This is a genomic window from Caulobacter radicis (genome assembly GCF_003094615.1).
Classification (GTDB): Bacteria; Pseudomonadota; Alphaproteobacteria; order Caulobacterales; family Caulobacteraceae; genus Caulobacter; species Caulobacter radicis.
On record NZ_QDKO01000015.1, the window covers coordinates 154,737 to 181,255 of the forward strand.

Below are 26,519 nucleotides of genomic sequence, written 5' to 3' on the forward strand. Positions count from 1 at the left end.
TCTCTCTAAGAGAGAGGGATTTTGGACGGCGCCGACTTCCGCCACGGGTCGTGAGGCGAAGTTGACACCGACACGCCACCCGGACGCTCAGATGGCCGTCATGAGCAAGTGTCAGTCTCGGTCAACACCCGCCACAAGGGTGGGAATGACGGGAAGGAAGGAAAGAACCCTCAGCTCTTCAGCCGGTACCCGCTGCGGAACAGCGCCCAGCACCACAGGAACAGGCCCGTGGCCAGCACGGCGGTGACCACGACGCCGATGGCGATGCTGCCGTCGGCGTGGCCGATGAAGCCGTAGCGGAAGCCGTCGATCAGGTAGAAGAACGGGTTGAAGTGGCTGGCCGTGCGGAACGGCTCGGGCAGCTTGTCGACGAGATAGAAGGTGCCCGACAGGAAGGTCATCGGCATGATGGCGAAGTTGGTCACCGCCGCCAGCTGGTCGAACTTCTCCGACCACAGGCCCGCCAACACGCCGGCCAGGCCCAGGATGATCGCAGCCCCGACCGCGAAGTAGATGATCGCCCACAGGTGCGAGACCTGAAGCCCCGCGCCCGGCAGCACGCCGATGACGGCGGCGGTGACCGCGCCGACCACAACCCCGCGAGTGGCCGCGCCCAGGCCGAAGGCGGCCACCTGTTCCAGAGGGGTCAGCGGCGGCGTCAGGAAGTCGGACGTCAGGCCCATCATCTTGGCCTGGATCAGCGACGAGGACGAATTGGCGAAGGCGTTGTTGAGCACCGCCATCATGATCAGGCCCGGAGCGACGAAGTGGCCGAAGGTCACGCCCTCGACCGCCGGACGGTCGGAGCCGACCGCCACCACGAACACCAGCATGTAGAGCAGCGTGGTGACCACCGGGGCGGCCACGGTCTGCATGCCCACCTTCCAGAAGCGGCGGATCTCGCGCTGATAGAGGGTGAGGAACCCGCTCCAGTTCCAGCCGTGATAGTCGCGCGGCTGCGGCGGAACGACGCTGTCTGCCATGTCTCTCATTGGCCCGATCCTGGAAATTCCTTCGCCATGTGCGCCCGGCGAGGGTCGGACGCAAGCGTCCCGCTCCGAGAATCAATATATAGTTTCTGTGGACAGACCACATGGCGCCTATTGTGCGCTTTAACGCATTCTTTACACTATCTGGTAGGTCAGCCGCCGGCGGGGCGGTCTGTACACCAGATGTAGGGCGATGGCGAGGTGGGGTTTCTCGTCATGGCCCGGATTTTAGGCGGAGATGGGCCATGAGCTGGACTGACGAACGGGTCACCACCCTGAAAAAGCTTTGGCTGGACGGCCTCTCGGCCAGCCAGATCGCCAAACAACTGGGCGGGGTCACCCGCAACGCCGTGATCGGCAAGGTCCATCGCCTGGGCCTGTCGGGTCGCGCCGCGCCGTCGCAACCGGCCCGTCCGGCCTTCAAGGCCCCGCGTCCGGCCCGTCCGGCCGCCGCCTCGACGATCCCGACCGCGCCGCGCCGCGTCGTGGCCGCCGAGCCGGTCGCGCCGACCCCGGCTCCGGTCGCCGCCCACCAGCAGCCGTCCGTTCCGATCCTGCGCAACGAAGCCCCCGGCTCGGCCACCGTGCTGACCCTCGGCGCGCACATGTGCAAGTGGCCGATCGGCGACCCGTCGTCGGACAGCTTCACCTTCTGCGGCCGCCGCTCGTCGGAAGGCCCCTACTGCGTCGAGCACGCCCGGGTGGCCTACCAGCCGCAGCAATCGACCAAGAAGAAGGGCGGCGCCACCGAGCTCGCCCGCTCGCTGCGCCGCTACATCTAAGCGCCGGCCAGCCATAAGAAGAGAAGCGTCGTTTCAGGCGCTCTCGCCATGCAGCCCTCCCCGTTCAGCGGGGAGGGCTTTATGTTGTCCGCGATGACCGACCTCGCCCCCGATTCCAACGCGCCCGCCTATTCCGTCTCGGAACTGGCCTTCGCGCTGAAGCGCACCCTGGAAGACCGCTACGGCTTCGTGCGGCTGCGCGGCGAGCTGTCGAAGGTCACCCACCACTCCAACGGCCACGTCTACCTGACCATCAAGGACGACAAGGCCGCCATCGACGGCGTCGTCTGGAAGGGCAATGTGCGCGGCCTGGGCGTGCGGCCCGAGCACGGGCTCGAGGTGATCGTCACCGGCAAGATCACCACCTATCCGGCCGGCTCGCGCTACCAGATCGTCATCGACAGCATGGAGGCCGCGGGCGTCGGCGCGCTGCTCGCCCAACTGGAGCGCCTGAAGGCCAAGCTGGCCAGCGAGGGCCTGTTCGCACCCGAGCGCAAGCGGCCCCTGCCCTCGATGCCGGCCGTGGTCGGCGTCATCACCAGCCCCACCGGCGCGGTGATCCGCGACATCCTGCACCGCATCCGCGACCGCTGGCCCTGCCGGGTCATCGTCTGGCCCGTGGTGGTGCAGGGCGACGCCGCCGCCGGCCAGGTGGCCGGCGCGATCCGGGGCTTCAACGCCCTTGCCCCCGGCGGTCCGGTTCCGCGCCCTGACATCCTGATCGTCGCCCGCGGCGGCGGCTCGGTCGAAGACCTCTGGGCCTTCAACGACGAGGCCCTGGCCCGCACGGTGGCGGAAGGGACGATCCCGCTGATCTCGGCCGTCGGCCACGAGACCGACACCACCTTGATCGACTTCGTCTCCGACCGCCGCGCGCCTACCCCGACGGCGGCGGCGGAGATGGCGACGCCCGTGCTGGCGGAGCTGCGGGGCCTCGTCTCCGACTACGACCGTCGCCTGTCGCGCTGCGCCGGCCGGGTGGTCGAGGAGCGCCGCACGCGGCTTCAGGCGGCGGCTCGCGGCCTGCCGCGCCCCAACGACCTGCTGGCGCTGGCCCAGCAGCGGTTCGACATCGCCGCCGGTCGCCTGGACGCGGCGCTGGAGCGCAACACCTCGGTCCACGCCCAGGACCTGCTCAAGATCACCGCCCGCCTGTCGCCCGAGGCCCTGGCCCGCCAGCGCCAGGCCAAGGGCGAGCGCCTTTCCGACCTGTCGCGTCGCCTGGACCTGGCCGCCCGTCGCGCGCCCGAGCGCGCCGCCCAGCACGCCCGCCTGCCGGCCCTGTGGGAGCGCCTCAACGCCGTCGCCCGCCGCCGCCTCGACCGCGAGGCCGACCGCCTGGCGGGCCTGGACAAGCTGCGCCAGTCGCTGAACCCCGAGCGTCCGCTGGAGCTGGGCTTCGCCCTCGTGCGCAAGATGGACGGGACCCTGGCCCGCTCGGCCGCCGACCTGGCCGCCGGCGAGCGCGTGAACCTGAAGTTCAAGCACGGCGAGCGCGACGCGGTGATCGACGGCGAAGGCGCGACGCCCCCGCCTCCCCCGCCCGCGCCGGTCGCGGCCGCGCCGCCCAAGCCCCGCCCGAAGCCCGCCGCGCCGCCTTCGTCGTCGCAGGGCGACCTGTTCTAGCCCCCGAGATTGGCGTAGAAGAGACCCATGAACGCTTACGATCGCGACCTCGGAAAATCCGGCCTGGCCGTCCTGCACTATGGCGACGGCGACTTCGCCGTGCTCCAGCCCGGCCAGTACGTGGTCTGCGCCGTCACCGGCGCGAAGATCCCGCTGGAGGCCCTGCGCTACTGGAGCCCCGAGCTGCAGGAAGCCTACGCCACGCCGAAGGAAGCGCTGAAGCGCTGGCAGGAGACCAAGGCCTGAAACGCAGGGCGCTTCTCGCCGCCTTCGTCGGCGGCGTCGCTCCCCTCGCCTTCCCCGCCGCCGCCGCGGCGCCGGGGCTGGTCGTGAACGGTCGCCTGGAACAGGGCGGCTATGCCCTGAGCCGCACCGCGCCCCGCGCCGAGGTGCTGGTCGACGGCCTTCCCCTCACCCAGGCCTCGGCCGACGGCTGGTTCGTGGTCGGCTTCGACCGCGACGCCCCGCCCAGCGCCGAGATCACCGTCCAGACGCCGGACGGCTCGGCCAGCCACCGCGTGGCGATCGCGCCGGGAACCTTCGACATCCAGCGCATCGACGGCCTGCCGCCGTCGCAGGTCTCGCCGGAGGACCCGGTCCTGCTGGCCCGCATCGCCGCCGAGGGCGCGCGCAAGGCCGCGGGCTTTTCCAGCCGTGTCGACGGCGACTTCTTCCGCACGGGCTTCATCTGGCCGGTGAAGGCCACGCGGCGCTCGTCGCGGTTCGGCGGCCAGCGGATCCTCAACGGCGAGCCCAAGCGCCCGCACTACGGCGTCGACCTGGCCGCGCCGGTGGGAACGCCGGTGGTCGCCCCGGCGGCCGGCGTCGTCGCCTTCGCCGAGACCGGCCTGCACTTCGAGGGCGGCCTCGTTCTCATCGACCACGGCCAGGGCCTGATCAGCGCCTACCTGCACCTTTCGCGCGTCGACGTGGCCGCCGGCCAGCGGCTGGCCCAGGGCCAGGTCATCGGCGCGGTCGGCAAGGAAGGCCGCGCCACGGGCCCGCATCTGTGCTGGCGCCTCAAGTGGCGCGACCGCAATCTCGATCCCAGCCTGTGGGTCGTTGACGCAGGAATGCGACAGTGACGCGATCAAACTTGACCATTTCGGGACACCGCCTATCGACAGGTCCGCTCGGTTATGGTTATCCCCAGCCCCGCTTTTGAAACTCGCGTATGAGGCGTAATCCCGCATGTCCGCGGTGCTCGATAAGCTCCGTTTCCTCCTGGTGGACGATAACCACCACATGCGGGCGATCGTCAGCACGATCCTGAAAGGGGTCGGCGTGCGCCATGTGCACGAGGCGATCGACGGCGCCGAGGGCTTGCAGATCCTGAAGGATCGCCAGATCGACATCGCCATAGTCGACTTCAAGATGTCGCCGCTGGACGGGGTGCAGTTCACCCAGCTGGTGCGCAACTCGCCCGACAGCCCCGACCCGTTCCTGCCGATCATCATGCTGACCGGCTTTGCCGAACGGCACCGGGTGTTCGAGGCGCGCGACGCCGGCGTCACCGAGATCGTCGTCAAGCCGGTTACGGCCCGTTCGCTGCTCGACCGCATCGACATGGTGATCTTCAAGCCGCGGCCGTTCATCCGCAGCGGCGACTATTTCGGCCCCTGCCGTCGCCGCCGCCAGGACCCGCACTACGGCGGCCCGTTCCGTCGAGGCACCGACAAGGGCGCGATCGAGCTTTAGGGGAAGTCCTACCCCTTCATTCCCCCCGTCATTCCCGCCACAAGGGCGGGAATGACGGGAGTGAAGGAGCCTCAGTTCGTGGGGATCTCCCCCGCCAGCAGCGCCGCATAGACCTCGTTGGGCCAGCGGCGGTGGACCCAGAACCACTCTTCCGGACGCTCGCGGATGCGGTCTTCCATGAAGGCGTTGATCATCCGCACGCCGGCCTCGATGTCGGCGCCGCGATCGCCGGTGCTGGGCGGGACGATCGGGTCGTGGACCACGGCGCGGAAATGCGCGCCCTTGGTGCGCTGCACCGACATCGGTTGCAGCACCGTGCCGAAGCGGATGGCCAGGCGGGTGGGGCCCGGGGCGGTGCGCGAGTCGTGGCCGAAGAACGGGGCGGCGACCCCGCCATTGAACTTCTGGTCGTTCATCAGCGCCACCGACTCGCCGCGCTTCATGGCGTCGAGCAGCTCGCGCGCGCCGTCGCCGCCCTTGGGGGCGAACAGACGCACGCCGTAGCGGAAGCGGCTCTTCTTGATACGCTCGTCGATGTAGGGGTTGTTGGCCGCGCGATAGGTCATCTGGCAGGTGACGCCGGAATCGACGATCGCCGCCGGCATCACTTCCCAGTTCGACAGGTGGCCCGATACGAACACCACCGGCTCCTTGTCGCGGGCGATCTGGGCCAGGCGCTCGGCGTTCACCACCTCTACCCGCCCGGTCGAGGGCAGGAGCTTGTCCATCAGCGGGAACTCACCGAACGTGCGGCCCAGGCCGTCCCACTGCCGGCGCAGCATGTCGGCGCGCCAGGCGGCGTCCTTTTCCGGGAAAGCCAGGCGCAGGTTGCGGTCGGCCACCTTGTGGGCGCCGCTCAGCGGTCCGAAGGTGCGCCCGAACCAGCCGCCCAGGGCCGAGGCCGCGTCCACGCCCAGCAGCCTGAAAAGGCCCATGAACAGGTCGTAGCCGAACGCCTCGAGGCGCCAGAGGAAGTCTTGGGTGGGGGAAACACGAGCGTCGGACATCGGCCCTTACTAGCTCGACTTGGCCCGCGGCGGAACTGTGGCGCCGGAGACCCTCGCCGCCTCAAAGGCGATCCAGCTTCGCTTGGCGCGCGACTTGCGGCTGTCAGGGCAGACCGTTCCGTTTCGGGACGGGGGAAAGCCATCGGGGGTCAAGGGTCCACATCATGGGCAACGACATCGACACTCACCTGGGCAAGCGCCTTCGCCGCCGTCGCCGGCTGCTCGGCCTGACCCAGCAGCAACTGGCCGGCGCCGTCGGCGTGCGCTTCCAGCAGATCCAGAAGTACGAATGCGGCGCCAACCGCATCTCGGCCGCCCGCCTGTGGCAGCTGTCCGAGGCGCTGGAAGTGCCGGTCGGCTACTTCTACGACGGCCTGTCGGCGGTCGCCCGCGACACCGCGCCGACGGCCAGCAACGACTCCGAGGGCGGCGAGATGTTCGCTCGCAAGGAGACGATCGACCTGATCCGAGCCTATTACCTGCTGGGCGAGCGTCCGCGCCGCCGGCTGCTGGACCTGGCCAAGTCGCTGAACGGCGTCGAGCAGCTCGAAGCCTGAGCTGCTTTCGTGGAGTAGCGTCCTGGGCCAAGGCGGGCTAAAGCCTGCGCCCATGACGCTCTCCGCCGATCGCCTCGCCGCCCTCGACGCCTTCATCGTCGAGCTCAACGCCGCCTCCGCGGACGCCATCCTGCCGTTGTTCCGGTCCGACCACGGGCTGGAGGACAAGGCGGCCGGCAAGAACCTACCGCGCGACACTCACGCGGCGTTCGACCCCGTCACCGAGGCCGACCGCGGCGCCGAGGCGGCCATCCGCAAGCTGATCGCCGAGCGCTTTCCCGAGCACGGCGTGATCGGCGAGGAATACGGCGAGGACCGCCCGGACGCCGAGTTCGTCTGGGTGCTGGATCCCGTCGACGGCACGCGCGCCTTCATCTCGGGCCTGCCGCTGTGGACCACCCTGATCGGCCTGCGCCACCAGGGGCGTCCCGTTCTGGGCTCGATCGGCCAGCCCTATATCGGCGAGCTCTATGTCGGCTCGGCCGCCGGCGGCTCGCGCCTGATCGCCCGCGGAACTGAGAAGACCCTGCGCGTGCGCCCCTGCGCCGTGCTGACCGACGCCATCATCGCCACCACCGACCCGGAAGCCTGCTTCGACGGCGCCGAGCTGGGCGCCTGGCGCCAGGTGCGCGCGGCCGCCAAGCTGGCCCGCCTGGGCTGCGACGCCTACGCCTACGCCATGGTCGCGGCCGGCACGATGGACATGGTCATCGAAGCCGGTCTCAAGAGCTGGGACGTCGAGGCCGCCATCCCCCTGATCGAAGGCGCCGGCGGCGTCGTCACCGACTGGCGCGGCGCGCCGATCGGCCAGCACGGCGGCCAGATGGCCATCGCCGGCGACCAGCGCGTGCTGAACGAGGCGCTGGTGGCGCTGAAAAGGTCGGCGAAATAAGAGCCAAAGATCCTCCCCCTCTGGGGGAGGTGTCGGCGAAGCCGACGGAGGGGGGTGTGGCTGATGAGCCCGCTGCCGCCTCGAAAGCTGAAAACGCCCCCCCTCCGGCCCTCCGGGCCACCTCCCCCAGAGGGGGAGGATCTGAGGATCTAGAGGTCCGCCACCGTCTCGTCGAACGCCGCCCAGAACCGCGCGCGGCGGTCATCGGTCTCGATCAGGATCTCGTGGAAGGCGTCCTCGATCTCGATGTAGCGGCCCTTTGGGATGCGAGCGGCGATAGCCTTCTGGGCCGAGGTCAGGACGCGGGTGTCGACCCCGGCGCCGACGATGGTCACCGGGATGAGGATGGCTTCCACGCCCTTGGAGCGGACCAGCCACTCGCAGGCGGAAAAGGCGAAATCGGTCCAGCCCCAGGTGATGCCGCCCAGCGCGATGTCCGGGCAGGCGCGGATCTGGGCCTGGTGGCGGGCGTAGCGGGCCGCGTCGTGGGTCAGGGCGTCCTGCGGGAAGACGTGCTTGAACGGGTCGCCGACGTCGCCCAGCACGTAGCCTCCGCGCAGGGGCGTGCGCGCGGCCAGCCAGGCCAGGGCGCGGGCCATGCCGGAAGGCTTGCCGCCGGTGTTCAGCCCCAGCATCGGCGCCGACAGCACGCAGGCTGAAAAGCGGGTCTCGCCGTGGGCCAGGACGAGGCTGGTCAGGCAGCCGCCCATCGAATGTCCCAGGGCGATCCAGGGCCTGGGCAGGCGCGTATCGAAGGCCGCCAGCAGCGCCTGGTAGTCGCCGACGAAGTCATGGAAACCGGCCGCATGGCCCTTCAGGCGATCGGGCAGCATGCGGTGCGAAAGCCCCTGCCCTCGCCAGTCGTGCACCAGGACGACAAAGCCCCGCGCCAGCAGGTCGTCGACGACCTCGTAATACTTCTCGATCGGTTCGCTGCGGCCGGGGCTGACCACCACCGAGCCGCGCGCTTTTCCTTCGGGCGAAAACAGAGCGGCGCGGAGGGTCGCCCCATCCGCGCCGGAAAACCATTCGGCCTGGCCGTGGTCGGGAACCGGCGCCTCGGGAATCGAGACCAGCGGCGCAGGTTCCCCCATGGCTTAGCGGAGCTTCGAGAACAGCGCCGCCATCTTGGACTGCAGCGCCATCGCCGCGCCCATGTCCGACAGCTTCAGCTTGCCGGTCATGACGGCCATGGTCGGGTCGAGCGAGCCGGCGCCGATGGCCAGGAAGTCTTCCTTCGACAGGGTCATGGTCAGGTCGGCCGGACCGTCGTCGTTCGACACCGAACCGCCGTCGATGAGGATGACGCCTTCGCCCTTCAGGTCGAACTTCAGGCTCTTGCCCAGGCCGCTGTCGTCGCCCACGGCGGTTTTGATCTTGTCGGTGATTTCCTGCAACGTGGCCATAAACGCTGTCTCCCTCTTTTCTGCGCTTGAGCGTTCTGCGCGTGAAAACTTGGTGGGCACCCTGGCCGGAGCCGGGCCGCAAGTAAACACCGTTCAGACGCTCTCCACGCTATTTTTTGCTCTGGATGAAACCAACCCGCGCAGGGGTTCCGGACAACCGCACGCGGGTCGCGCCCTTGAAGTCGGCCAGGCGCAGGATCGGCGTCTTGCCCGACAGCGGCAGGGATTGCGACTTGCCGTCGGCCCCGACCACGACGCCGCCGGTCGCGCCGGGAAAGCCGAAGCCCGTCATCTTCGGCGCCAGCATGGCCATGGGCCCGGCGGCCTTGCCGATGACGCCGTTGGTCGAGTCGAGCACCGTCTTCAACTCGGCGACATCGTATTCGGGCGCCGGCTTCAGGACGGGCTCGATGATCAGGGTCGAGCCGAACTTGGCGTCGGCGGGCGCCTCGAACTCGATCTTGGCCCCGCCTTGCAGCTGGGCGAGCGTCGGCAGGCGCTCGAAGCGACCATCGCTCCCGATCGGCAGCGGGGTGCGCGCGCCGCCGGCCTCGACCAGAGTGGCCTTCAGGCCCGCCGCCGGCTTGCCGTCGCGCGACAGGGCGAAGGCGACGCGGGTGCGCGAGCGCTCCTGGGCCGGCACCTTGAGGAAGTTCTCCAGGTAGCTGAAGACCTTGTCGGCCGGAGCGGTCTTGCTGGCCTGGGCGAAAGCCGAACCGGCGACCAGCGCCAGGGCGCCGGCGACCGCCGCCCGCCTGCCGAGCCGGGCGCTCATTTCGGCTTCACGAACTTGAGGGTCATGCGGTCGCTCTCCCCTATGGCGTCGTACTTGGCGTGATCGAAATCGGGCTCGGCGGGCTCGCCGCGCGGCGCCGACAGGCGGGTCGGCGGCAGGGTCCAGACGCCGAACGGATGGTCCTTGGTGTCCTTCGGGTTGGCGTTGATCTCGCTGGATCCCGCAAGGACGAAGCCGGCCTCCTTGGCCAGCTGCTCGACATAGGCCTGCTGGACGTAGCCGTCGGCGGCCAGCACGTCCTGAACGCGGCCGGGCTCGCCCCGATGCTCCTCGACGCCAAGGATGCCGCCCGGTTTCAGCGCCGCCAGCGCGTCCTTGAAGGCCTTCTCGGCGATGCCGCCGGCCATCCAGTTGTGCAGGTTGCGCAGGAACAGCACGCGGTCGACGGTTCCGGCCGGCGCCACGGGGCCGCTGCCGCGGCCGAAGGTGGTGATGTCGACCTTGCCGTAGAGCTTCGGCTTGGCCTCCAGCTTGCGGCGGAAGGCGGCGACGATCTCGGCGGCGGCGGGGTCGGCCGGATCGGCCTCGAGCACCGCCTCGTAGAGCTTGCCGCCGGTCGAGGCCAGGAAGGGGGCCAGGATGTCGGTGTACCAGCCCGCGCCGGGCCAGAACTCGACCACCGTCTGCCCGGGCCTGATTTCCCAGAACTCCAGGCTCTGTATGGGATGGCGCCAGGCGTCGCGGGCCTTGTCGGCGCCGTTACGCCAGTCGCCGGCGACCGCGCCGGCCAGGGTGGACGCTCCCCCCTTGGCGGCGGCCGCGGCGGGCTTGGGCGCCTCGGCCTGGGCCGGTTCGTCCTTCTTGCGGCCGCAGCCGACGAGGCCCGCCGCGCCGGCGGCGACGAGCAGGCCGCGACGCGACCAGGAAAAGACTGGGTCCATCGATCCCCCGTTACGCATGGATCCCAGCCCTAGACCGCGACCTTGTTCAAATGGCGACGCCAGATCACGCCGGTTTCTTGAAGCGCAGCGTCATGCGGTCGCTCTCGCCGATGGCGTCGTACTTGGCGCGGTCGAAGTTCGGATCGGCCGGCTGGCCGCCCGGCGCCGACTGGCGGGTGGGCGGCAGGGTCCAGACGCCGAAGGGGTGATCCTTGGTGTCCTTAGGGTTGGCGTTGATCTCGGACTTGGCGTCGAGCTTGAAGCCGGCCTTCTCGGCGATGGCCACGACGGTTGCTGTGGCCATGTAGCCGCCGGCGCCGGGGCTTTTCTCGTCGGCGGGTTCGGCGCGGTGCTCCTCGATGGCCAGCACGCCGCCCGGCTTCAGCACGGCGAAGAAGTCGGCGAAGATCTTGTCGACCTCGCCCGGACGGCCGGTCCAGTTGTGGACGTTGCGGGCGGTCAGCACCACGTCGGCCGAGCCCGGCGCGCCCAGCGGCGCGGCGACCGGGCCGAAGTCGACGAACTTGACCTTGCCGTACTTGGCCTCGTCGGCGAAGCGGGCCTCGAAGGCCGCGCGGCCCTTGCGGGCGCCTTCCGACAGCTTGGGGTTGGCCAGGTCGGCGACGCCGGCGACATAGGTCCCCTTGGTGGCCTTGGCGTAGGGCGCGAGGATCTCGGTCCAGTAGCCGCCGCCGGGCGAGACCTCGATCACGGTCTGGCCGGGCTTGAGCCCCCAGAACGCCAGGCTCTCGTAGGGATGGCGGGCGCCGTCGCGGGCGACACTGGCCGGCGTGCGGTCCGGCGAAGCCACGGCCGCCTTCAGGGCGGCGTCGGCGGCCAGGGCGCCGGTGGCGGGAACAAGGGCCGCTGCGGCGGCGAGGATCAGCAGGTGGCGGCGGGCGGGCATGGTCTGTCTCCGTCGTCGTCGAGGTGACGGACCTTAACCTTGGGTGGCGGTCGATCAAGCGATTCCGGCCCGCCCAGCCACGCGCCCGCCCACCTTGCACGGGCCGCGACCCGCGACGGCCGCACTCAAAAACGCCGCACCCCTTGAAGTCGAAAAACCATCTCCCAACTATTCAACCGAAGGCGCTGGACAGCCGGGCCTTCCGGATCACAGACGAGGCCGATCTCGGGTCGTCGAAGGTTCGAACACTGACTGCAACCTTGCTTGAAGAGAAGGTTCTACACTTATGCGTACTATCGACCTGTCGCCGCTGTACCGTTCGCTCGTCGGCTTCGACCGCCTGGCCGCGCAACTCGACGCCGCCGCCAAGACCGAAGCCGCCTCCGGCTATCCGCCCTACAACATCGAGCGCACCGACGAGAATTCCTACCGCATCGAGATCGCCGTCGCCGGCTTCAAGCCGGAAGAGCTGTCGATCGAGGCCAAGGAAGGCCTGCTGACCGTCTCGGGCCGCAAGGCGGCCAACGACGAGACCAAGCGCTACCTGCATCGCGGCCTCGCCGAGCGCAATTTCGACCGCCGCTTCCAGTTGGCCGACTACGTGGTGGTGACCGACGCGGCCCTGGCCGACGGCCTGCTGACCATCTCGCTCAAGCGCGAGCTGCCGGAAGCCCTCAAGCCCCGCACCATCCCGATCAACGCCGGCGCCGACACCGCCGTGATCGAAGGCGAAAAGGCCGCCTAACCGCGACCGACCGTTTTCTCTCTCTCTCTCTCTCTGAATTCCCCTCCGACTTTCGGGCGGCGCGATCTCGCGCCGCCCTTTTTTACGTCTGCACCGGATCTGCACGACGAGCGGTCGGGCCGTGCACGTCCGCGCCGCCGCCCCTGCAACGCGCCCGCCTAAGCACGAGGCTCCGACGCCAGGAGCCCGTCCATGCCAGCCCTCCGCCCGCCTTCCGCCGCGCCGTTCTGGATGAAGCCGATCGCGGCCGCCGTCCTGGTGCTGGCGGCCGACCAGCTGCTCTATCGGCACGCGGCCGGGCTGAACCTGGGCCTGTTCTTCCTGCTGGCGACCCTGGTTGTCGCCCTGATTTCCCCCGCCTCGCGCAAGGCCTGGCCGGCCCTGCTGCTGGCGGCAGGCTTCGCCGCGCTGATGATCGAGGCGCCCGGACGGCTGGCCTTCCTGTTCTGCATGCTGTCGCTCGGCGTCGCGACGCTGGCGGCCCGCGCCGGCTGGCGCGAGGGCGCGTGGCGGTGGGCCCAACGCCTGGGCTTCTGGCTGGCCATGGCCCTGGTCGCGCCGATCCTCGACCTGCTGGCCCTGCGCAGGCATCGCTCCGTGAGCGGCGACCTGCTGATCCGTCGCCTGCCCGTCCTGGCGCTGCCCGTTATCGGCGGCCTGGTGTTCCTGGCCCTGTTCGCCACCGCCAATCCGGTGATCGCCCAGGCGCTGGGCCAACTGCGCCTGCCGCTGCTTGATCCGGCGCGACTGGTCTTCGCCGGACTGATCGGCGTCTGCGCCTGGACGCTGCTGCGGCCGCGATTCCTGAGGAAGACCAACGGCCTGCCCGTCGGCTCGGGCGCGCCGCCGCCTGGCGTCAGCGTGGCTTCGGTCGGGCTGTCGCTGGTGGTGTTCAACGCGCTCTTCGCCTTGCAGAACGGCCTGGACATCGCCTTCCTGTGGTCGCGCGCGCCGCTGCCCGAGGGCGTGACCCTTGCGCAATACGCCCATCGCGGCGCCTATCCGCTGATCGCCACGGCCCTGCTGGCCGGCCTGTTCGTGCTGGTCGCCCTGGCGCCGGGCTCGGCGACGGCGCGGTCGACCTGGCTGAGACGTCTCGTGGTGCTGTGGGTGGCGCAGAACCTGTTCCTGGTCGCCTCGTCGATCCTGCGCACCACCGACTACATCGAGGCCTATGGCCTGACCCGCCTGCGGATCGCCGCCCTGATCTGGATGGCGCTGGTGGGCGTGGGCCTGGCCCTGATCTGCTGGCGGATGCTGCGCGGCAAGAGCGGCGCGTGGCTGGTCAACGCCAATGTCGCCGCCACGGCCGTGGTGCTGGCCGCGTGCGCCGTGATCGACATCGGCGCGATCGCCGCCGACTGGAACGCCCACCACGCCAGGGAAGTCGGCGGCCCGGGCGCCGAGCTCGACGTCTGCTACCTGGAGCGGCTGGGCGACTCCTCGGTCGTGGCGCTGAGCCGCCTGCGCGCCCGTCCCCTGCCCCAGCCCCTGGCGGCCCGCGTGGCCTGGTCGCGCACGCTGCTGCTGGAGGATCTTTCCCGGCGCCAGGCCGACTGGCGCAGCTGGACCTGGCGCGGTCATCGGCGGCTTCGCGAAGCCCTGGCGCTGGGCCCCAGCGACCTCATCGTCAGAACGCCGGTCGGGCTGGAAGATTGCGACGGCTATCCGATGACCAATCCGGGCCGCGTGGACCCGTCGAGCCCACCGCGGGCCGTTCCCCTGCCCCCAACAGCCCCGTTGACCTCCGACGTCGCACGCGGAACATCTGCCCCATGACTCAGCCGATCCTGATCGTCGACGACGAGCCGCACATCCGCGAGCTGCTGGCCTTCGCCCTGGGCAAGGCCGGCTACGCCACGGTCGAGGCCGCCGACGGCGAGGCGGCGCTGGAGGCGATCGCCACCCACAAGCCGGCGCTGGTCGTGCTGGACATCAACATGCCGCGCCTGAACGGCCTGGACGTTTGCCGCAGGATCCGCGCCGAGGGCCAGCTGCCGGTGCTGCTGCTGTCGTCGCGCGACGACGAGATCGACCGGGTGCTGGGCATCGAGCTGGGCGCCGACGACTATGTGGTCAAGCCGTTCAGCCCGCGCGAGGTCACGGCCAGGGTCAGCGCGATCCTGCGCCGCGCCAGTGCCGCCGCGCCGACCGAGGAGGCCAAGCTGGTCAGCCACGGCCGCCTCAGCCTCGAGGCCGACGCCTGGCGGGCGGCCTGGGCCGGCGACGAGGCGACATTGACCGTCACCGAGTTCGGCATCCTCTGGACCCTGGCCAGCGCGCCGCGCCGGGTGTTCAGCCGCGACGCCATCATCGACCGCCTGCGCGGGCCCGGCTTCGCCCTGACCGACCGCACCATCGACAGCCACGTACGCAACCTGCGGGCCAAGTTCGCCAAGCTGGGCGGCGTCGACCTGATCGAGACCCGTCCCGGCGTCGGATACCGCCTGGGCCCGTGCCAGGGCTCGAGCGAGAGCGCCGGGGCGTGATCGCCGCGCTGGGCGCCTGGAAGGACGCGGTCAAGCGGCGCTGGCCGGCGCTGCGGCTGCGTAGCATCCTGCTGGCGGTGCTGCTGTTCGCCGCCAGCATGCCGGCGATCGGCGGGGTGTTCCTGCGCAGCTACGAGAATACCCTGGTGCGTCAGACCGAGGCCGAGCTGGCCGCCCAGGGCGCGGCCCTGGCCGCCACGGCCGCGGCGCTGTGGCCCGGGGCGCCGCCGCCCGCTCCCGCGCCGCGCCCCGATCCCGAGGATCCCGATTACTATCGCCCCGAGCGACCGAGCATCGACCTGTCGGCCGCCCGGATCCTGCCCGAGCGCCCGTCCCCGACGCCCAGCGAAACGTCTCCGCAGGCGGACGCCGCCGTCGCCGCAGCCCGCCTGGATCACATCTTCGCCGACACCACCCGCAGCACCCTGGCCGCCATCGTCCTGACCGACGCGCAAGGGCGCGTGGTGCGAGGCCTGGGCGCGGGCGGCGACCTGTCCGCCCTGCCCGAGGTGCGCGAGGCCCTGACGGGTCGGCCCGAGACCGTGCTGCGCCGGAACGGCCAGTACCGCCAGCGCTCGGTCTGGGAGCTGTTCAGCCGAGCCTCGGCCGTGCGCCTGCACCACGCCCGCCCTGTGGAGGTCGGCGGCAGGACGGTGGGCGTGCTGCTGCTGTCGCGCTCGCCGCGCGGCCTGTTCAAGGGGCTGCACGAGGATCGCGGCAAGCTGCTGTTGGGCGCCGGCGTCATCCTGGTGGTGCTGTTCGGCCTGGCGGGCCTGGTCTCGCGCGGGGTGACGCGACCGATCGAGCAACTGAGCGCCGCCACCCGGGCCATGGCCACCGGCCGGGGCGAACCGCCCGAGACGCCGCGCACGGCGGCCGTCGAGATCCAGGCCCTGTACGACGACTTCCGGGCCATGTCCGAGGCGATCGACAAGCGCTCGCGCTACCTGCGCGACTTCGCCGCCGCGCTGAGCCACGAGTTCAAGACGCCGCTGGCAGGCGTGCGCGGGGCCATCGAGCTTCTGCAGGACCACTACCCCACCATGAGCCAGGCCGAGCGCGAGCGCTTTCTCGCGAACATCGCCGCCGACAATGCCCGACTCTCGGCCCTGGTCGGACGGCTCTTGGAACTGGCCCGCGCCGACATGGCCACGCCCGAGGCCGGGGTCGCCGCCGCGCCCGCCGCCGCCGCCAAGACTGTCGCGGCCGCCCTGTCGACGCCCGTCTTCATGGTCGCCAGCGACCTGCCCGCCGACCTGCCGACCGTCGCCGCGCCGCTGGCGATGATCGAGACGGTGCTGACCGTGCTGGTCGAGAACAGCCGCCAGGCCGGCGCCGGCAAGGTGGCGATCAGCGGCCACGATCGCGGCGCGGCCGTCGTGCTGGTCGTCGCCGACGACGGGCCGGGCGTGCCGCAGGCCGACGCCGCCCGACTGTTCGAGCCGTTCTTCACCACGCGCCGAGCCGAAGGCGGAACCGGCCTTGGCCTGTCGATCGCTCGCTCCCTGGCCCGCGCCCATGGCGGCGACGTGGCCTATGTCGCCGATCCCGGCGGGGCGCGCTTCACCCTGTCGCTACCGACCGCCTGATCATCTGCACGAAATCTCCACATGGGGTCCATCAGGGCGCCGCACGCCGTCCGTAGGGTGTCGATCACGCCTTCCCGGCCAGGAGATTTTCCATGCTGACCGCCGTCCCGCCCGCTTCCGACTGCCAGGTCGAACTCGACATCGCCGCCGGCCGCTACACCTGGAGCGTCACCCGTCCCGACGGCATGCAGCTGTCCGGCCAGGCCGAGGATCCGACCTTCGCCCGCAACCAGAGCCACCTGGCCGCCGTGATGCTGGACGCCTTCGCCTCCCTGAAACGGCGGCGCTTCTAGCCGCGCCTCGTCTTCGCCCCAAGGCGGGTGTAAGCGAAGGCCTCGCTTCATCCGCAAGGCCTTCTACATGCGCGTGCTTCTTCCCCTCGCCCTGGCGCTCGGCGTCTCGGCCGCCGCACTTTCCGCTCCCGCCCAGGCCGCGCCGCCGGAGAACTACGCGACCATCCGCATGAAGACCGACACCGCCTTCCTCAGCCCCGAGGAGCGCAAGGTGGTGAACCTGCTGATCCAGGCCGCCGACCAGATGACGGCCGTCTACGACAAGCAGCGCATCGCCCAGGGCGGTCCCGACGGCCCGGGTCACGGCTTCTATCCGGCTGGCCTGACCAAGGCGCAGCTGGAAACCTATCTGGCCGCCCATCCCGACCAGAAGGCCGCGCTGATGGACACCTACACGGTGGTCCGCCGCGAGGGCGACAAGCTGGTCGCCGTGCCGTTTTCGGTCGCCTACAAGCCCGAGCTGACCAAGGCCGCCGCCCTGCTGGACGAGGCCGCCAAGGTCACCACCAACGCCAGCCTCAAGACGTTTCTGACCCTTCGCGCCCAGTCGTTCCGCACCAACGACTACTTCCAGTCCGAGATGGCCTGGATGGATCTCGAGGGCACGCCCATCGAGGTGGCGATCGGTCCGTACGAGACCTACACCGACGAGCTGATGGGCCAGAAGGCCGCCTTCGAGGCCTTCGTCACCCTGAAGAACCCGACCGAGAGCAGCGCGCTCGACAAATACAAGGCCTACCTGCGCGACATGGAGGCCAACCTGCCGGTGGCCGACAACTACAAGAACTTCAAGCGTGGCGGGGCCTCGCCCATCGCCGTGGCCGAGCAGATCCGCGGCGGCGGCGACAATCTGCACGGCCCGCAGACCGTGGCCTTCAACCTGCCCAACGACGAGCGCGTGCGCGAGGCCAAGGGCGCCAAGAAGGTGATCCTGTCCAACGTGCTGGCCGCCAAGTACGAGGGCATCCTGCAGCCGATCGCCAACCGCGTTCTGGTCGCCGACCAGGCCGCCCTGGTCAGCCAGAAATACATGACGCTGGAGACCCTGTTCCACGAGCTGTCGCACAGCCTGGGCCCGGGCTCGATCGTCGTCGACGGCCGCGCCACCACCGTCTCGGCCGAGCTCAAGGACATCGGCGGCACCGCCGAGGAGGCCAAGGCCGACGTCATGGGCGCCTGGAACATCCTGTTCATGATGGACAAGGGCGAGATCCCCGCCGCCGAGCGCCCGCAGCTGTTCGCCACCTACCTCGCCGGCATCTTCCGCGCCGCCCGCTGGGGCGACGAGGAGGCCCACGGCCGGGGCGCGGCGCTGCAGTACGGCTACCTCAAGGCCAAGGGCGCCTTCGTCTATGACCCGGCCCTCAAGCGCTTCCGCGTCGACGACGCCAGGATGGCGGCCGGCATGCGCGACCTGGTGGCCGACATCGTCAAGCTGCAAGGCGACGGCGACTATGCCGGCATGGTCGCCTTCTTCGACCGCTACGCTCACCTCGACGACGACGCCCGCGGCGTGATCGCCACGCTGAAGGACATCCCGGTGGATATCGCGCCGGTCTATCCGGAGAAGGTGTGAGATAGCAGGATGCTCCCCCTGAAGGGGGAGCTGTCGCCCCCGGGTCCGGCGAAAGGCCGGCCCGAGGATAAACTCCGCGACCGACTGAGGGGGAAGTTGCTGCCCAACTCGGCAACCACTTCGACCTCATCAGACACTTCCCCCTCCGGCCCTTCGGCCACCTCCCCCTTCGGGGGGAGGATCGCTGCTCTACCCCTTCAGCCCGAACGGGTCGTCGATCGAGGGCGACGGCGGGGTGAACCAGGCCGCGCCGTCGTCGGTCACGTGGAAGTGGTCCTCCAGGCGCACGCCGAAGCGGCCGGGGATGACGATCATCGGCTCGTTGGAAAAGCACATGCCCGGCGCCAGCGGCGTGGCGTCGCCGCGCACGAGGTAGGGGCCCTCGTGGATCGACAGGCCGATGCCGTGGCCGGTGCGGTGCGGCAGGCCCGGCAGGGCGTAGTCGGGGCCCAGGCCATGGCGCTCAAGCACCTGGCGGGCGACCGCGTCGATGGTCTCGCACGGCAGACCGGGGCGCACGGCGTCGAAGGCCGCGCCTTGCGCCTCGTGCTCGACCTCCCAGATCCGGCGATGTTCGTCCGACGGTGTTCCGAACACGTAGGTGCGGGTGATGTCGGCCTGGTAGCCCTCGACCTGGCAGCCGGTGTCGATCAGCACGAGGTCGCCCTCGGCCAGCTCCTGGTCGCCCGGCAGGCCGTGCGGATAGGCCGTGGCCTCACCGAACTGCACGGCGCAGAAGGTCGAGCCGCCGCCGCTGGCCGCGCGGTGGGCCTCGTCGATGAAGCGCTTGACCTCGCTGGCCCGCACGCCCGGCGCCAGCACCGCGCCGGCCCGGCGGTGGACATCCAGCGTGATCGCCTTGGCGTAGCGCATCAAGGCCAGCTCGGCCGGCGACTTCACGCCCCGGCAGCCGTCGACCACCGCCCCGGCGTCCTTCACCGACAGCGACGGCGCGGCCTCGCGCAAGGCCGAGAACAGCGAGAACGGCGCGGCCGGATCGAGGGCCAGGACGTCGACGCCAAGCTGCGCCAGCGACCGGCCGACCAGGACGGCGGGGCTCTCGTGCTCCTGCCACAGGCGGATCTCGACCTCGATCTTCAGGTCGGCCTGCAGCGAGCCCAGCTCGAAGCCCGGACAGATCATTACCGGCTCGCCCGTCACCGGCAGCAGCAGGGCCACCAGCCGCTCGGTCGCGCCCCACGGCACGCCGGTGAAATAGCGCAGCGAGGCGCCGGCCCCGATCAGCAGGGCGTCGGCGCCCAGGGCGCGGGTCAGCCCCCTCGCCTTCTCCAGGCGCGCTTCGTACTCGGCCGCGCCGATGGCCGGCGGACGGCCCGCCCGCAGCGACAGGCCGGCCAGCTCGGCGGCCATGGTCGATCCGCCCACGCCCAGGGTCATTTGGTGTTCCTCGTCTTGTCCCGGTCGGCCGGTCGATGTCGAAGCGCGCAGGATCGCCGGATTCGCGGGCCGTCGGACGGGCGATGTCGCCGCCGAATGCGTCAGCTTTCCGATCGATAGCGCGGATACATCCTAGCCGGCTTTCCCCACGCCTCGATATGTCTGAGGTTTAATCCGAGGCCCGGGATATTCTGGTATACGGGCCGTCTCGGCGCGGGGGCGCCGAATTGGGGCTCAGTTCACAGCGCATGAGTATCGTCGTCCGCACCCTGTCCGATCAGACCTACGAGATCGTGAGACGGAGGATCCTGACGGGCGACATGCCGCCGGGAACGGCGGTGAGACAGGACACCATAGCCGCCGAGCTGGGGGTGTCGAAGATCCCGCTGCGCGAGGCCCTGGGCCGGCTGGAACAGGACGGCCTGCTGAGCTCCTATCCCAACAAGGGCTACGTGGTGCGCCAGGCCTCGACGCAGGAGGCCAGCGAGGTCTTCGCCCTGCGCCTGAAGCTGGAGCCGGGCGCGGCGGCCGAGGCCGCCCTGAACGCGGTTCCCGACGACCACGCCCGGGCCGAGACGGCGCTGGCGGCGCTGGAGGCGGAACTCGGCAAGCCGCAGGGCGACCCCGTGACCTGCAACCGCGCCTTCCACATGGCCCTGGTCCGGCCCGGCGGCCACATCACCAGCCAGCTGGTCGAGCGGTTGCAGATCCTGTCGGAGCGCTACGTGCGCATCCACCTGGAGCCCTTTGGCCGCGACGAACGCGCCAGCCGCGAGCACCGCGCCATCCTCGACGCCTGGAAGGCCGGCGACGCGACGCGCGTGGAGACGCTGCTCGCCGAGCACATCGAGGGCACGCTGGCCGACCTGCGCCAGCAGTTGCCGGCCTAAGCCGCCCGCCGCGCGTACAGGAACTCGATCACCGCCGCGCGGGCGTGGACGTAAGCCGCGTCCTCGGCCACGGCCAGGCGATCGCGCGGCCTTGCCAGGTCGATGGGGCGCACCTGCCCGATCGTGGCGCGCGGGCCGTTGGTCATCATCACGATGCGGTCCGACAGCAGCACGGCCTCGTCGACGTCGTGGGTGACCATCAGCACGGTGTTGTTGAGGCTGGCCTGGATCTCCATGACGCTGTCCTGCAGGTGGGCGCGGGTCAGGGCGTCCAGCGCCCCGAACGGCTCGTCCAGCAGCAGCACCTTGGGCTGCATGGCCAGCGCCCGGGCGATGCCGACACGCTGCTTCATGCCGCCGGAGATCTCGGACGGCCGCTTGTCGATGGCGTGGGTCATCTTGACGAGGTCGAGATTGTGCAGCGTCCAGTCGCGGCGCTCGGCCGCCGACTTCTTGCCGGCGAACACCTTGTCGACCGCCAGCTGGACGTTCTCGCGCACCGACAGCCACGGCAGCAGCGAGTGGTTCTGGAACACCACCGCCCGCTCGGGCCCCGGCGCGCTGACGGCCTCGCGGTCGAGGATCACCGCCCCCGTGGTGGCCGGGACGAGGCCCGCCACCACGTTCAGCAGGGTGGACTTGCCGCAGCCGGAGTGGCCGATGATCGAGACGAACTCGCCCTTGGCCACCTGAAGTTCGACGCCGCGCAGGACTTCGGAAGCCGCCGCGCCGTGCCCGAAGGTGACGCCGAGGTTCTCGATGGAGAGATAGGCCTTGCCCATGATGCTTGTCCTTCTCAGCTGGCCGCGTTGCCGCGGGAGACGATGCGGCCCAGGAGGGCGACGATGCGGTCCAGGAAAAAGCCGGTCAGGCCCACCCACGCCAGGGCCACGACGATGTCGGAGATGCGCGAGGCGTTGTACTGGTCCCAGATGAAGAAGCCGACGCCGACGCCGCCCAGCAGCATCTCGGAGGCGACGATAGCCAGCCAGCTCATGCCCACCCCGATGCGCAGGCCCGTGAAGATGTAGGGCGTCGTCGAGGGCAGCAGGATCTTGAAGAAGTATTCGATCGGCGACAGCCGCAGCACGCGGGCGACGTTGCGATAATCCTCGGGGATGTTGCGCACGCCGACGGCGGTGTTGATGATGATCGGCCAGATCGAGGTGATGAAGATCACGAACAGGGCCGACGGGTTGGCCTCGTGGAAGGCCGCCAGCGAGATCGGCAGCCAGGCCAGGGGCGGCACCGTGCGCAGGACCTGGAAGATCGGATCCAGGCCCCGATGCGCCCAGCGGTTGGCGCCGATCAGCACGCCCAGGCCGATCCCGACCACCGCCGAGATCGAGAAGCCGAAGGCCACCCGCTTGAGACTGGTCAGCACATGCCAGAACAGTCCCTTGTCGACCCCGCCCCGGTCATAGAACGGGTCGACGATCAGCTCCTTGGACTCCAGCCAGATCCGCGAGGGCGACGGCAGGCCCTCGTAGGAGTCGCCGCAAAGCCCCTGCCACAGCGCCATCACCACCAGCAGGGTCAGGACCGGCGGCAGGACGGCGGCGGCGACCGCCCCCGCCTTGCGACCGAGGCCGGCCGCTCCGGGGATCTTCGGAGCGACCGGCGCGGCCGCCGTCGCCGACGCCGTTGCCGGCGACGGGACCGTCGCGGGGGCCGCGACGGGCGCGGCCTCGGCGAAGTCGGGCTTGGGATAGGTCATGGCGGGTCCTTTCCTCAAACGAGCTTCTTGATGGGCTGGCTGGCGAGGTACGCGCCCGGATTGGCCGGATCGAACACCTTGCCGTCGAAGAACCGTTCGGGGCCGCGGCTGTCGCCGGTCGGACCGCTCTGGCCGATGGACTTGGCGGCGGCGCGCCAGATGTCGGCGCGATTGACCTTGTTGACGAGGGCCTGCTTGTTGACCCCCTGCCCGATCACGCCCCAGCGGATGTTCTCGGTGACGAACCACAGGTCGTGCGACTTGAAGGGGAAGCTGGCGTTGTCGGCCCAGAACTTCATGACGTGCGGCGAGCCCGTGACCTTGCGGCCGTCGCCGTAGTCGATGACGCCCTGCTGGCGGGGCAGGATGTCGCCCATGGGCACGTTGATGTACTGCCGGCCCGAGACGATCGAGCACATGGCCGCCTTGTTGGCCGGCTTGTCGCACCACATCTGGGCCTCCAGCACGGCGGCGGTCAGGGCCTGGGCGGCGCGCGGATAGCGGTCGACCCAGTCGGCCCGCATGCCCAGCGCCTTCTCCGGATGGTTCATCCAGAGCTCGCTGGTGGTGGTGGCGGTGTAGCCGATGCGCTGATTGACGGTCTGGCCGTTCCACGGCTCGCCCACGCAGAAGGCGTCCTGGGTGCCGGCCTTGAGGTTGGCGACCATCTGCGGCGGCGGGATGACGATGGTCGAGACGTCGACGTCCGGATTGATGCCCGCCGCGGCCAGCCAGTACCTGACCCACAGGTCGTGGGTGCCGCCCCGGAAGGTCATGGCCACCTTGGCGATGTTGCCCGAGGCCTTCAGCTGGGCGAACTTGGCCCTGGCCCCGGCGGCGCTCAAGCCCACCTTGACCGCCTTCAGGTCGTTGCCGACCGAGATCGCCTGGCCGTTGGTGTTGAGGCGGGCCAGCACGTACATCGGCAGCGGCTTGCCGCCGGTCTGGACGCCCAGGGAAAACTGCAACGGCATGGGCGAGAGGATGTGCGCCCCGTCGATACCGCCGCCGCCCGAGCCAAGCACCAGGTTGTCTCGGGTGGCGGCCCACGAGGCCTGCTTGACCACCTCGACGTCTGGCAGGCCGTGCTTGGCGAAGAAGCCGCGCTCCTTGGCGATGATCAGCGGCGACGAGTCCGTCAGGGCGATGAATCCCAGGCGCGCCTTGGCGGTTTCCGGCCCCGCGCCGGCGGCGTGGGCCCCGGCCGGGAAAGCGGCCTTGACGGCGGCCATGGTGGCGGCGGCCCCGATCAGGGCGCTGCGGCGGGAAACGCCCTGCTGGAGAGCGGTCTTGTCGGTCTTGGTCATGATCGGGCTCACAGCTTGTATTCGAGGGAGAACCAGGCCTTGGTCCGCGAGGCTGGCGGGGCCAGGGTCCCGGCCGGCACGGTCGTCTCGCGCTGGAAGTCGGCGTACTTCAGCAAGAGGGAGAGCTTGGGCGTGATCGCCGCGGTCAGCTGGACCTCCCACTCGTGGCCGAGGTCGGCGCCGGTGCGCTGGTCGTCGAAGTCGTGGTAGCGGACCAGCAGGTCACTGTTGAAGAAGTAGGTCTTCTTGAAGCGCGGCTTGACGTTGAGGCCGAGGTTCAGGTCCTTCAGGCCGTCGGCGAAGCTCTTGTTGCCGCCCGGCGAGACCCACGAGTCCGACCAGCCGTTGAAGGCGTGGACCGTGCCCAGCGGCGTGGTGAAGCCCCGCGTTCCATCGCCTTCCAGCTGCTCGTAGGCCAGGCGGGCGGTGTAGATGTCGAAGGTCCCCGCCACCTCGCCGGCCCAGTAATCGAGGTCGTAGCTGGGCGTATTGCCGTGCCAGTCGCTCTGGCGGGCGAAGGTCGCGCCGTAAGCCACCTGGTAGAGGCCAAGCCAGGTCTTGCCCGAGGCCTTGGCGCCCTTGGTGATCGACGAGTTGATCGGCGAGTTGCCGAAATCCAGCGCGTAGACGAAGCCTTGCAGGCGCAGCGCCTCGGCCGGCGACCAGGTGACGTTCAGCAGGTGGCTGTCGCTGTCCCAGTCGCGCAGTTCGCCCAGGATCCGGTTGACGTGGGTGAGGTAGGCGTAGGTCCCCTTCACCCGCCCCGCCGCGAAGTCGGCGCGGACGCCGTCGAAGGTCTGCTCGTCCTGACGCCAGGCCACGCCCCCGACGAAGCGCTGGTCGTCGAGCACGATACGCTGGCGGCCGGCCGTGACCTGCAGCGCGGCGTCCGGCGTCCAGGTCACCTGGGCGCGGTTGACCTCGGTGACGTCGGGATCGTTGACGATCGGATAGCGGGCCTTGTCGGCGCCGTTCAGCGGCGGCGTGGTCGCCCCGGGCACGTTGACGGCGTAATGCTCGGGACCGATCTGGCGGACGTCCTCGAACTCGATCAGGCCCTTTAGGCCGTGGAAGTCGCCGGTCTCCCAGCCGAGCCGGGTGCGCACCGTGTAGGCGTTGGCCCGCTCGCGCAGATTGGCCTGGTCGACGGTCTCGTAGCGCGCCCTCATCTCGAAGATCGGCTTGCCGGCCAGCATCTGGTCGCTGAACGTCGGCGGCGGCGTGGGCGGCGGCGGTTCGGCCGCCTCGGCGACGGCTTCCACTTCAGCGACCGGCGGCTCGGCGGCCGGCGGCGCGGTTTGCGTTGTCGTCTGGGCGTGCGTTCCCGATGCCCACAGCAGCGCCGCGAGCCCGGCGCCGAGCGTCAGCCCGGCCCTCGTCGTCTTCATGCCTCTTCCCCTCAGGCCAAAAAAAAACGCCCGGCGAGGGCGTGAGCCCCCTCCGGACGTCGTTGTCCAAAACAGTCGCCGACCCCGTCGTCGGCGTCAGGGCCTTGCGGCCCGTCGCGGAACGTCGTTGCCCCGCGTGTCGTCAACAGGGACGCATCGACCGCCGGGGGACGGCAATCGACAAACCGTCGTTATCGATCCTTTCGCATGTGCGGCGCCCGTTTTTGCGCAGCAGCACGGCGCCCAAAGCTTGGGCGGCGCCCGCAAACCGGGCGCCATCCTCCCCTCACGGAGAAGTTCAGAGCTTGTACTCGAGGGTGAACCACACCTTCTTGCGCGAGGCGGGCGGCGCCAGGGTACCGGTCGGCACGCTCGTCACCCGATCGAATCCCGCGTACTTCAGCTGGGCCGACAGCTTCGGCGCGATGGTCGCCGTCAGTTGCGCGTTCCATTCGTGACCAAGATCGGCGCCCGTGCGATCGTCGTCGAAGTCGTGATAGCGGACCAGCAGCTCGGGGCTCGAGAAGTTGCGCGCCTTGATCTTCGGCTTCAGCGTGACGGTGAAGTTCAGGTCGTCGAGGCCGGTGGCGAAGCTCTTGTTGCCTCCCAGCGACGAAAAGGCGTCGGCCCAGCCGTAGAAACCGTGGGCCGCGCCCAGCGGCGCCCCGAAGCCCCGCGCGCCGTCGCCTTCCAGCATGTGGTAGCCCAGCTGGGCCGTGTAGATCCCACGCGTGGCCGCGATCTCGCCGCCCAGATAGTCGAGTTCGTAGTCGGCGGTGGCGCGGTGATAGTCGCTCTGGCGGGCGAAGCCGCCCGAATAGTTCAGGGTATAGGCGCCGGCCTTGGCCTTGCCGACGGCGCGCACGCCCTTGGTGATCGAGGTGTTGAGCGGCGAATCCGAGAAGTCGAGGGCGTAGACGAAGCCCGTAGCCTTGAGCGCCTCGGAGAAGGTCCAGCTGGCGTTGACGAAATGGCTGTCGCTGTCCCAGTCGCGCCGCTCGCCCAGGGCCCGGTTGACGCGGGTGACGTAGACGTAGGTTCCCTTGAACCGGCTCAGCGACAGGTCGGCGCGCAGGCCGTCATAGGTCTGCTCGTCCTGGCGCCAGGCGGCGGCGGCGACGAAGCGCTGATCGTCGAACTGGATCTTCTGGCGGCCGGCCGTCAGTTGCAGCGCCTTGGACGGCGTCCATTGCAGCTGGGCGCGGTTCACCTCGGTGACGTTGGGATCGTTGATGGCCGGAAAGCGGGCCTTGTCGGCGCCGTTCAGGGGCGTGGAGACGCCCGGGGCGGTGATAGCGAAGTGTTCGGGGCCGACGCGGCGGACGTCGTCGAACTCGATCAGGGCCTTCACGTCATGCCAGGCGCCGGTTTCCCAGCCAAAGCGCGTACGCACCGTCGTGCCCTCGGCGTTGTTGCGCAAGGTGGCGGTCTTGGTCTGCTCGTAGCGCTCGAAACGGGCGCGGATCTCCAGGAGCGGCTTGCCGGCCTTCACCGCATCCAGCAGCGAAGCATCCTCGGCGCTCGCGCCGTTAGCCCAGGCCAGGGCCACGAGGCCCGCACACACAACATGAAGTCTGTTCATGCGG

At 70.0% G+C, this 26,519-nt stretch carries 27 protein-coding genes; 14 read left to right on the plus strand and 13 right to left on the minus strand.

Annotated features, from left to right (window positions below; all coding sequences use genetic code 11):
- Positions 1-170 precede the first annotated feature (170 nt).
- Positions 171-992 carry an ABC transporter permease gene (locus DDF62_RS09415; RefSeq protein WP_101719657.1) on the minus strand — a complete coding sequence of 274 codons (822 nt, stop codon included), beginning with the start codon at positions 990-992 and terminating at the stop codon, positions 171-173.
- 242 nt (positions 993-1,234) lie between these two features.
- Here DDF62_RS09415 and gcrA point away from each other — a divergent pair, with 242 nt between their 5' ends.
- From gcrA to DDF62_RS09440, 5 genes are all read left to right on the plus strand, one after another.
- Positions 1,235-1,771: a cell cycle sigma 70 cofactor GcrA gene (gcrA, locus tag DDF62_RS09420; RefSeq protein ID WP_116488876.1), complete on the plus strand. Its 537-nt coding sequence runs from the start codon at positions 1,235-1,237 to the stop codon at positions 1,769-1,771.
- A 93-nt stretch (positions 1,772-1,864) separates the two neighbouring features.
- Complete coding sequence (gene xseA / locus DDF62_RS09425; RefSeq protein WP_116488877.1) at positions 1,865-3,397, plus strand: exodeoxyribonuclease VII large subunit; 1,533 nt, start codon at positions 1,865-1,867, stop codon at positions 3,395-3,397.
- A gap of 27 nt (positions 3,398-3,424) precedes the next feature.
- Positions 3,425-3,643, plus strand: a complete 219-nt coding sequence (locus DDF62_RS09430; protein WP_058347630.1) for a DUF2093 domain-containing protein — start codon at positions 3,425-3,427, stop codon at positions 3,641-3,643.
- Positions 3,644-3,726: 83 nt separating this feature from the next.
- Positions 3,727-4,482 carry a M23 family metallopeptidase gene (locus tag DDF62_RS09435; protein ID WP_341871565.1) on the plus strand — a complete coding sequence of 252 codons (756 nt, stop codon included), beginning with the start codon at positions 3,727-3,729 and terminating at the stop codon, positions 4,480-4,482.
- Positions 4,483-4,588: 106 nt separating this feature from the next.
- Entirely contained in the window at positions 4,589-5,095 is a 507-nt protein-coding gene (locus tag DDF62_RS09440; protein ID WP_101719653.1) for a response regulator, read from the plus strand.
- A gap of 71 nt (positions 5,096-5,166) precedes the next feature.
- Here DDF62_RS09440 and DDF62_RS09445 read toward each other — a convergent pair whose 3' ends face one another.
- Positions 5,167-6,102, minus strand: a complete 936-nt coding sequence (locus tag DDF62_RS09445) for a lysophospholipid acyltransferase family protein (RefSeq protein WP_116488878.1) — start codon at positions 6,100-6,102, stop codon at positions 5,167-5,169.
- 164 nt (positions 6,103-6,266) lie between these two features.
- On the opposite strand from DDF62_RS09445, the gene DDF62_RS09450 reads away from it, so the two are divergent.
- Both DDF62_RS09450 and hisN read left to right on the plus strand, forming a co-directional pair.
- The gene (locus DDF62_RS09450) at positions 6,267-6,659 is read left to right on the plus strand and encodes a helix-turn-helix domain-containing protein (protein ID WP_101719651.1); all 393 of its coding nucleotides are present in this window, start codon (positions 6,267-6,269) and stop codon (positions 6,657-6,659) included.
- Positions 6,660-6,711: 52 nt separating this feature from the next.
- Positions 6,712-7,551 carry a histidinol-phosphatase gene (hisN, locus tag DDF62_RS09455; RefSeq protein ID WP_116488879.1) on the plus strand — a complete coding sequence of 280 codons (840 nt, stop codon included), beginning with the start codon at positions 6,712-6,714 and terminating at the stop codon, positions 7,549-7,551.
- Between the two features lie 149 nt (positions 7,552-7,700).
- Here the strand turns inward: hisN and DDF62_RS09460 are convergent, their stop codons facing one another.
- From DDF62_RS09460 to DDF62_RS09480, 5 genes are all read right to left on the minus strand, one after another.
- Entirely contained in the window at positions 7,701-8,645 is a 945-nt protein-coding gene (locus DDF62_RS09460) for an alpha/beta fold hydrolase (protein WP_116488880.1), read from the minus strand.
- 3 nt (positions 8,646-8,648) lie between these two features.
- On the minus strand, positions 8,649-8,957 hold the full coding sequence (locus DDF62_RS09465) for an SCP2 sterol-binding domain-containing protein (RefSeq protein ID WP_101715565.1): 309 nt from the start codon (positions 8,955-8,957) through the stop codon (positions 8,649-8,651).
- A 109-nt stretch (positions 8,958-9,066) separates the two neighbouring features.
- Positions 9,067-9,732 (minus strand): hypothetical protein, encoded by a 666-nt coding sequence (locus tag DDF62_RS09470; protein WP_116488881.1) that lies wholly within the window; start codon positions 9,730-9,732, stop codon positions 9,067-9,069.
- Complete coding sequence (locus DDF62_RS09475; protein WP_116488882.1) at positions 9,729-10,634, minus strand: class I SAM-dependent methyltransferase; 906 nt, start codon at positions 10,632-10,634, stop codon at positions 9,729-9,731. Before DDF62_RS09475 ends, DDF62_RS09470 begins: the two co-directional genes overlap by 4 nt.
- Positions 10,635-10,698: 64 nt before the next feature.
- On the minus strand, positions 10,699-11,541 hold the full coding sequence (locus DDF62_RS09480) for a class I SAM-dependent methyltransferase (RefSeq protein WP_116488883.1): 843 nt from the start codon (positions 11,539-11,541) through the stop codon (positions 10,699-10,701).
- A gap of 286 nt (positions 11,542-11,827) precedes the next feature.
- Here DDF62_RS09480 and DDF62_RS09485 point away from each other — a divergent pair, with 286 nt between their 5' ends.
- The 6 genes from DDF62_RS09485 (at position 11,828) to DDF62_RS09510 (ending at position 18,233) form a co-directional block, all read left to right on the plus strand.
- A complete protein-coding gene (locus DDF62_RS09485; protein WP_116488884.1) occupies positions 11,828-12,286 on the plus strand; it encodes an Hsp20 family protein in 459 nt (152 codons plus the stop codon).
- A gap of 192 nt (positions 12,287-12,478) precedes the next feature.
- On the plus strand, positions 12,479-14,065 hold the full coding sequence (locus DDF62_RS09490) for a DUF4153 domain-containing protein (RefSeq protein WP_116488885.1): 1,587 nt from the start codon (positions 12,479-12,481) through the stop codon (positions 14,063-14,065).
- Positions 14,062-14,775, plus strand: a complete 714-nt coding sequence (locus DDF62_RS09495) for a response regulator transcription factor (protein WP_116488886.1) — start codon at positions 14,062-14,064, stop codon at positions 14,773-14,775. The genes DDF62_RS09490 and DDF62_RS09495 overlap by 4 nt, the downstream gene beginning before the upstream one ends.
- On the plus strand, positions 14,772-16,364 hold the full coding sequence (locus tag DDF62_RS09500; protein WP_244286778.1) for a sensor histidine kinase: 1,593 nt from the start codon (positions 14,772-14,774) through the stop codon (positions 16,362-16,364). The genes DDF62_RS09495 and DDF62_RS09500 overlap by 4 nt, the downstream gene beginning before the upstream one ends.
- Before the next feature lie 92 nt (positions 16,365-16,456).
- Positions 16,457-16,657, plus strand: coding sequence for a hypothetical protein (locus DDF62_RS09505; protein WP_116488887.1), 201 nt, complete (start codon positions 16,457-16,459; stop codon positions 16,655-16,657).
- Between the two features lie 67 nt (positions 16,658-16,724).
- The gene (locus DDF62_RS09510; RefSeq protein WP_116488888.1) at positions 16,725-18,233 is read left to right on the plus strand and encodes a dipeptidyl-peptidase 3 family protein; all 1,509 of its coding nucleotides are present in this window, start codon (positions 16,725-16,727) and stop codon (positions 18,231-18,233) included.
- Positions 18,234-18,422: 189 nt separating this feature from the next.
- On the opposite strand, the gene DDF62_RS09515 is transcribed toward DDF62_RS09510, so the two are convergent.
- Positions 18,423-19,631 (minus strand): M24 family metallopeptidase, encoded by a 1,209-nt coding sequence (locus tag DDF62_RS09515; protein ID WP_116488889.1) that lies wholly within the window; start codon positions 19,629-19,631, stop codon positions 18,423-18,425.
- Positions 19,632-19,879: 248 nt separating this feature from the next.
- On the opposite strand from DDF62_RS09515, the gene DDF62_RS09520 reads away from it, so the two are divergent.
- Positions 19,880-20,521, plus strand: coding sequence for a GntR family transcriptional regulator (locus DDF62_RS09520; RefSeq protein ID WP_116488890.1), 642 nt, complete (start codon positions 19,880-19,882; stop codon positions 20,519-20,521).
- Here the strand turns inward: DDF62_RS09520 and DDF62_RS09525 are convergent.
- The 5 genes from DDF62_RS09525 to DDF62_RS09545 all read right to left on the minus strand — a co-directional run bounded on the left by DDF62_RS09525 (position 20,518) and on the right by DDF62_RS09545 (position 26,515).
- Complete coding sequence (locus DDF62_RS09525; RefSeq protein WP_116488891.1) at positions 20,518-21,303, minus strand: ABC transporter ATP-binding protein; 786 nt, start codon at positions 21,301-21,303, stop codon at positions 20,518-20,520. The two genes, DDF62_RS09520 and DDF62_RS09525, sit on opposite strands and share 4 nt — an antisense overlap.
- A 14-nt stretch (positions 21,304-21,317) precedes the next feature.
- Complete coding sequence (ntrB, locus tag DDF62_RS09530; RefSeq protein ID WP_116488892.1) at positions 21,318-22,238, minus strand: nitrate ABC transporter permease; 921 nt, start codon at positions 22,236-22,238, stop codon at positions 21,318-21,320.
- A gap of 14 nt (positions 22,239-22,252) precedes the next feature.
- The gene (locus DDF62_RS09535) at positions 22,253-23,545 is read right to left on the minus strand and encodes a CmpA/NrtA family ABC transporter substrate-binding protein (RefSeq protein ID WP_116488893.1); all 1,293 of its coding nucleotides are present in this window, start codon (positions 23,543-23,545) and stop codon (positions 22,253-22,255) included.
- Positions 23,546-23,553: 8 nt separating this feature from the next.
- Positions 23,554-24,933, minus strand: a complete 1,380-nt coding sequence (locus DDF62_RS09540) for an alginate export family protein (protein ID WP_116488894.1) — start codon at positions 24,931-24,933, stop codon at positions 23,554-23,556.
- Between the two features lie 298 nt (positions 24,934-25,231).
- Positions 25,232-26,515: an alginate export family protein gene (locus DDF62_RS09545; RefSeq protein ID WP_116488895.1), complete on the minus strand. Its 1,284-nt coding sequence runs from the start codon at positions 26,513-26,515 to the stop codon at positions 25,232-25,234.
- Positions 26,516-26,519 lie beyond the last annotated feature (4 nt).

Excerpts from the sequence above, each read along its gene's own strand:
- DDF62_RS09430 (WP_058347630.1), top strand. The coding sequence starts at position 3,425 with ATGAACGCTTACGATCGCGACCTCGGAAAATCCGGCCTGGCCGTCCTG.
- DDF62_RS09480 (WP_116488883.1), bottom strand. The coding sequence starts at position 11,541 with ATGCCCGCCCGCCGCCACCTGCTGATCCTCGCCGCCGCAGCGGCCCTT.
- DDF62_RS09470 (WP_116488881.1), bottom strand. The coding sequence starts at position 9,732 with ATGAGCGCCCGGCTCGGCAGGCGGGCGGCGGTCGCCGGCGCCCTGGCG.
- DDF62_RS09540 (WP_116488894.1), bottom strand. The coding sequence starts at position 24,933 with ATGAAGACGACGAGGGCCGGGCTGACGCTCGGCGCCGGGCTCGCGGCG.
- DDF62_RS09485 (WP_116488884.1), top strand. The coding sequence starts at position 11,828 with ATGCGTACTATCGACCTGTCGCCGCTGTACCGTTCGCTCGTCGGCTTC.
- DDF62_RS09515 (WP_116488889.1), bottom strand. The coding sequence starts at position 19,631 with ATGACCCTGGGCGTGGGCGGATCGACCATGGCCGCCGAGCTGGCCGGC.
- xseA (WP_116488877.1), top strand. The coding sequence starts at position 1,865 with ATGACCGACCTCGCCCCCGATTCCAACGCGCCCGCCTATTCCGTCTCG.
- DDF62_RS09445 (WP_116488878.1), bottom strand. The coding sequence starts at position 6,102 with ATGTCCGACGCTCGTGTTTCCCCCACCCAAGACTTCCTCTGGCGCCTC.
- DDF62_RS09450 (WP_101719651.1), top strand. The coding sequence starts at position 6,267 with ATGGGCAACGACATCGACACTCACCTGGGCAAGCGCCTTCGCCGCCGT.
- hisN (WP_116488879.1), top strand. The coding sequence starts at position 6,712 with ATGACGCTCTCCGCCGATCGCCTCGCCGCCCTCGACGCCTTCATCGTC.
- DDF62_RS09535 (WP_116488893.1), bottom strand. The coding sequence starts at position 23,545 with ATGACCAAGACCGACAAGACCGCTCTCCAGCAGGGCGTTTCCCGCCGC.
- DDF62_RS09440 (WP_101719653.1), top strand. The coding sequence starts at position 4,589 with ATGTCCGCGGTGCTCGATAAGCTCCGTTTCCTCCTGGTGGACGATAAC.
- DDF62_RS09465 (WP_101715565.1), bottom strand. The coding sequence starts at position 8,957 with ATGGCCACGTTGCAGGAAATCACCGACAAGATCAAAACCGCCGTGGGC.
- ntrB (WP_116488892.1), bottom strand. The coding sequence starts at position 22,238 with ATGACCTATCCCAAGCCCGACTTCGCCGAGGCCGCGCCCGTCGCGGCC.
- DDF62_RS09525 (WP_116488891.1), bottom strand. The coding sequence starts at position 21,303 with ATGGGCAAGGCCTATCTCTCCATCGAGAACCTCGGCGTCACCTTCGGG.
- DDF62_RS09510 (WP_116488888.1), top strand. The coding sequence starts at position 16,725 with ATGCGCGTGCTTCTTCCCCTCGCCCTGGCGCTCGGCGTCTCGGCCGCC.
- DDF62_RS09460 (WP_116488880.1), bottom strand. The coding sequence starts at position 8,645 with ATGGGGGAACCTGCGCCGCTGGTCTCGATTCCCGAGGCGCCGGTTCCC.
- DDF62_RS09505 (WP_116488887.1), top strand. The coding sequence starts at position 16,457 with ATGCTGACCGCCGTCCCGCCCGCTTCCGACTGCCAGGTCGAACTCGAC.
- DDF62_RS09520 (WP_116488890.1), top strand. The coding sequence starts at position 19,880 with ATGAGTATCGTCGTCCGCACCCTGTCCGATCAGACCTACGAGATCGTG.
- DDF62_RS09475 (WP_116488882.1), bottom strand. The coding sequence starts at position 10,634 with ATGGACCCAGTCTTTTCCTGGTCGCGTCGCGGCCTGCTCGTCGCCGCC.
- DDF62_RS09545 (WP_116488895.1), bottom strand. The coding sequence starts at position 26,515 with ATGAACAGACTTCATGTTGTGTGTGCGGGCCTCGTGGCCCTGGCCTGG.
- DDF62_RS09495 (WP_116488886.1), top strand. The coding sequence starts at position 14,062 with ATGACTCAGCCGATCCTGATCGTCGACGACGAGCCGCACATCCGCGAG.
- DDF62_RS09415 (WP_101719657.1), bottom strand. The coding sequence starts at position 992 with ATGAGAGACATGGCAGACAGCGTCGTTCCGCCGCAGCCGCGCGACTAT.
- DDF62_RS09490 (WP_116488885.1), top strand. The coding sequence starts at position 12,479 with ATGCCAGCCCTCCGCCCGCCTTCCGCCGCGCCGTTCTGGATGAAGCCG.
- gcrA (WP_116488876.1), top strand. The coding sequence starts at position 1,235 with ATGAGCTGGACTGACGAACGGGTCACCACCCTGAAAAAGCTTTGGCTG.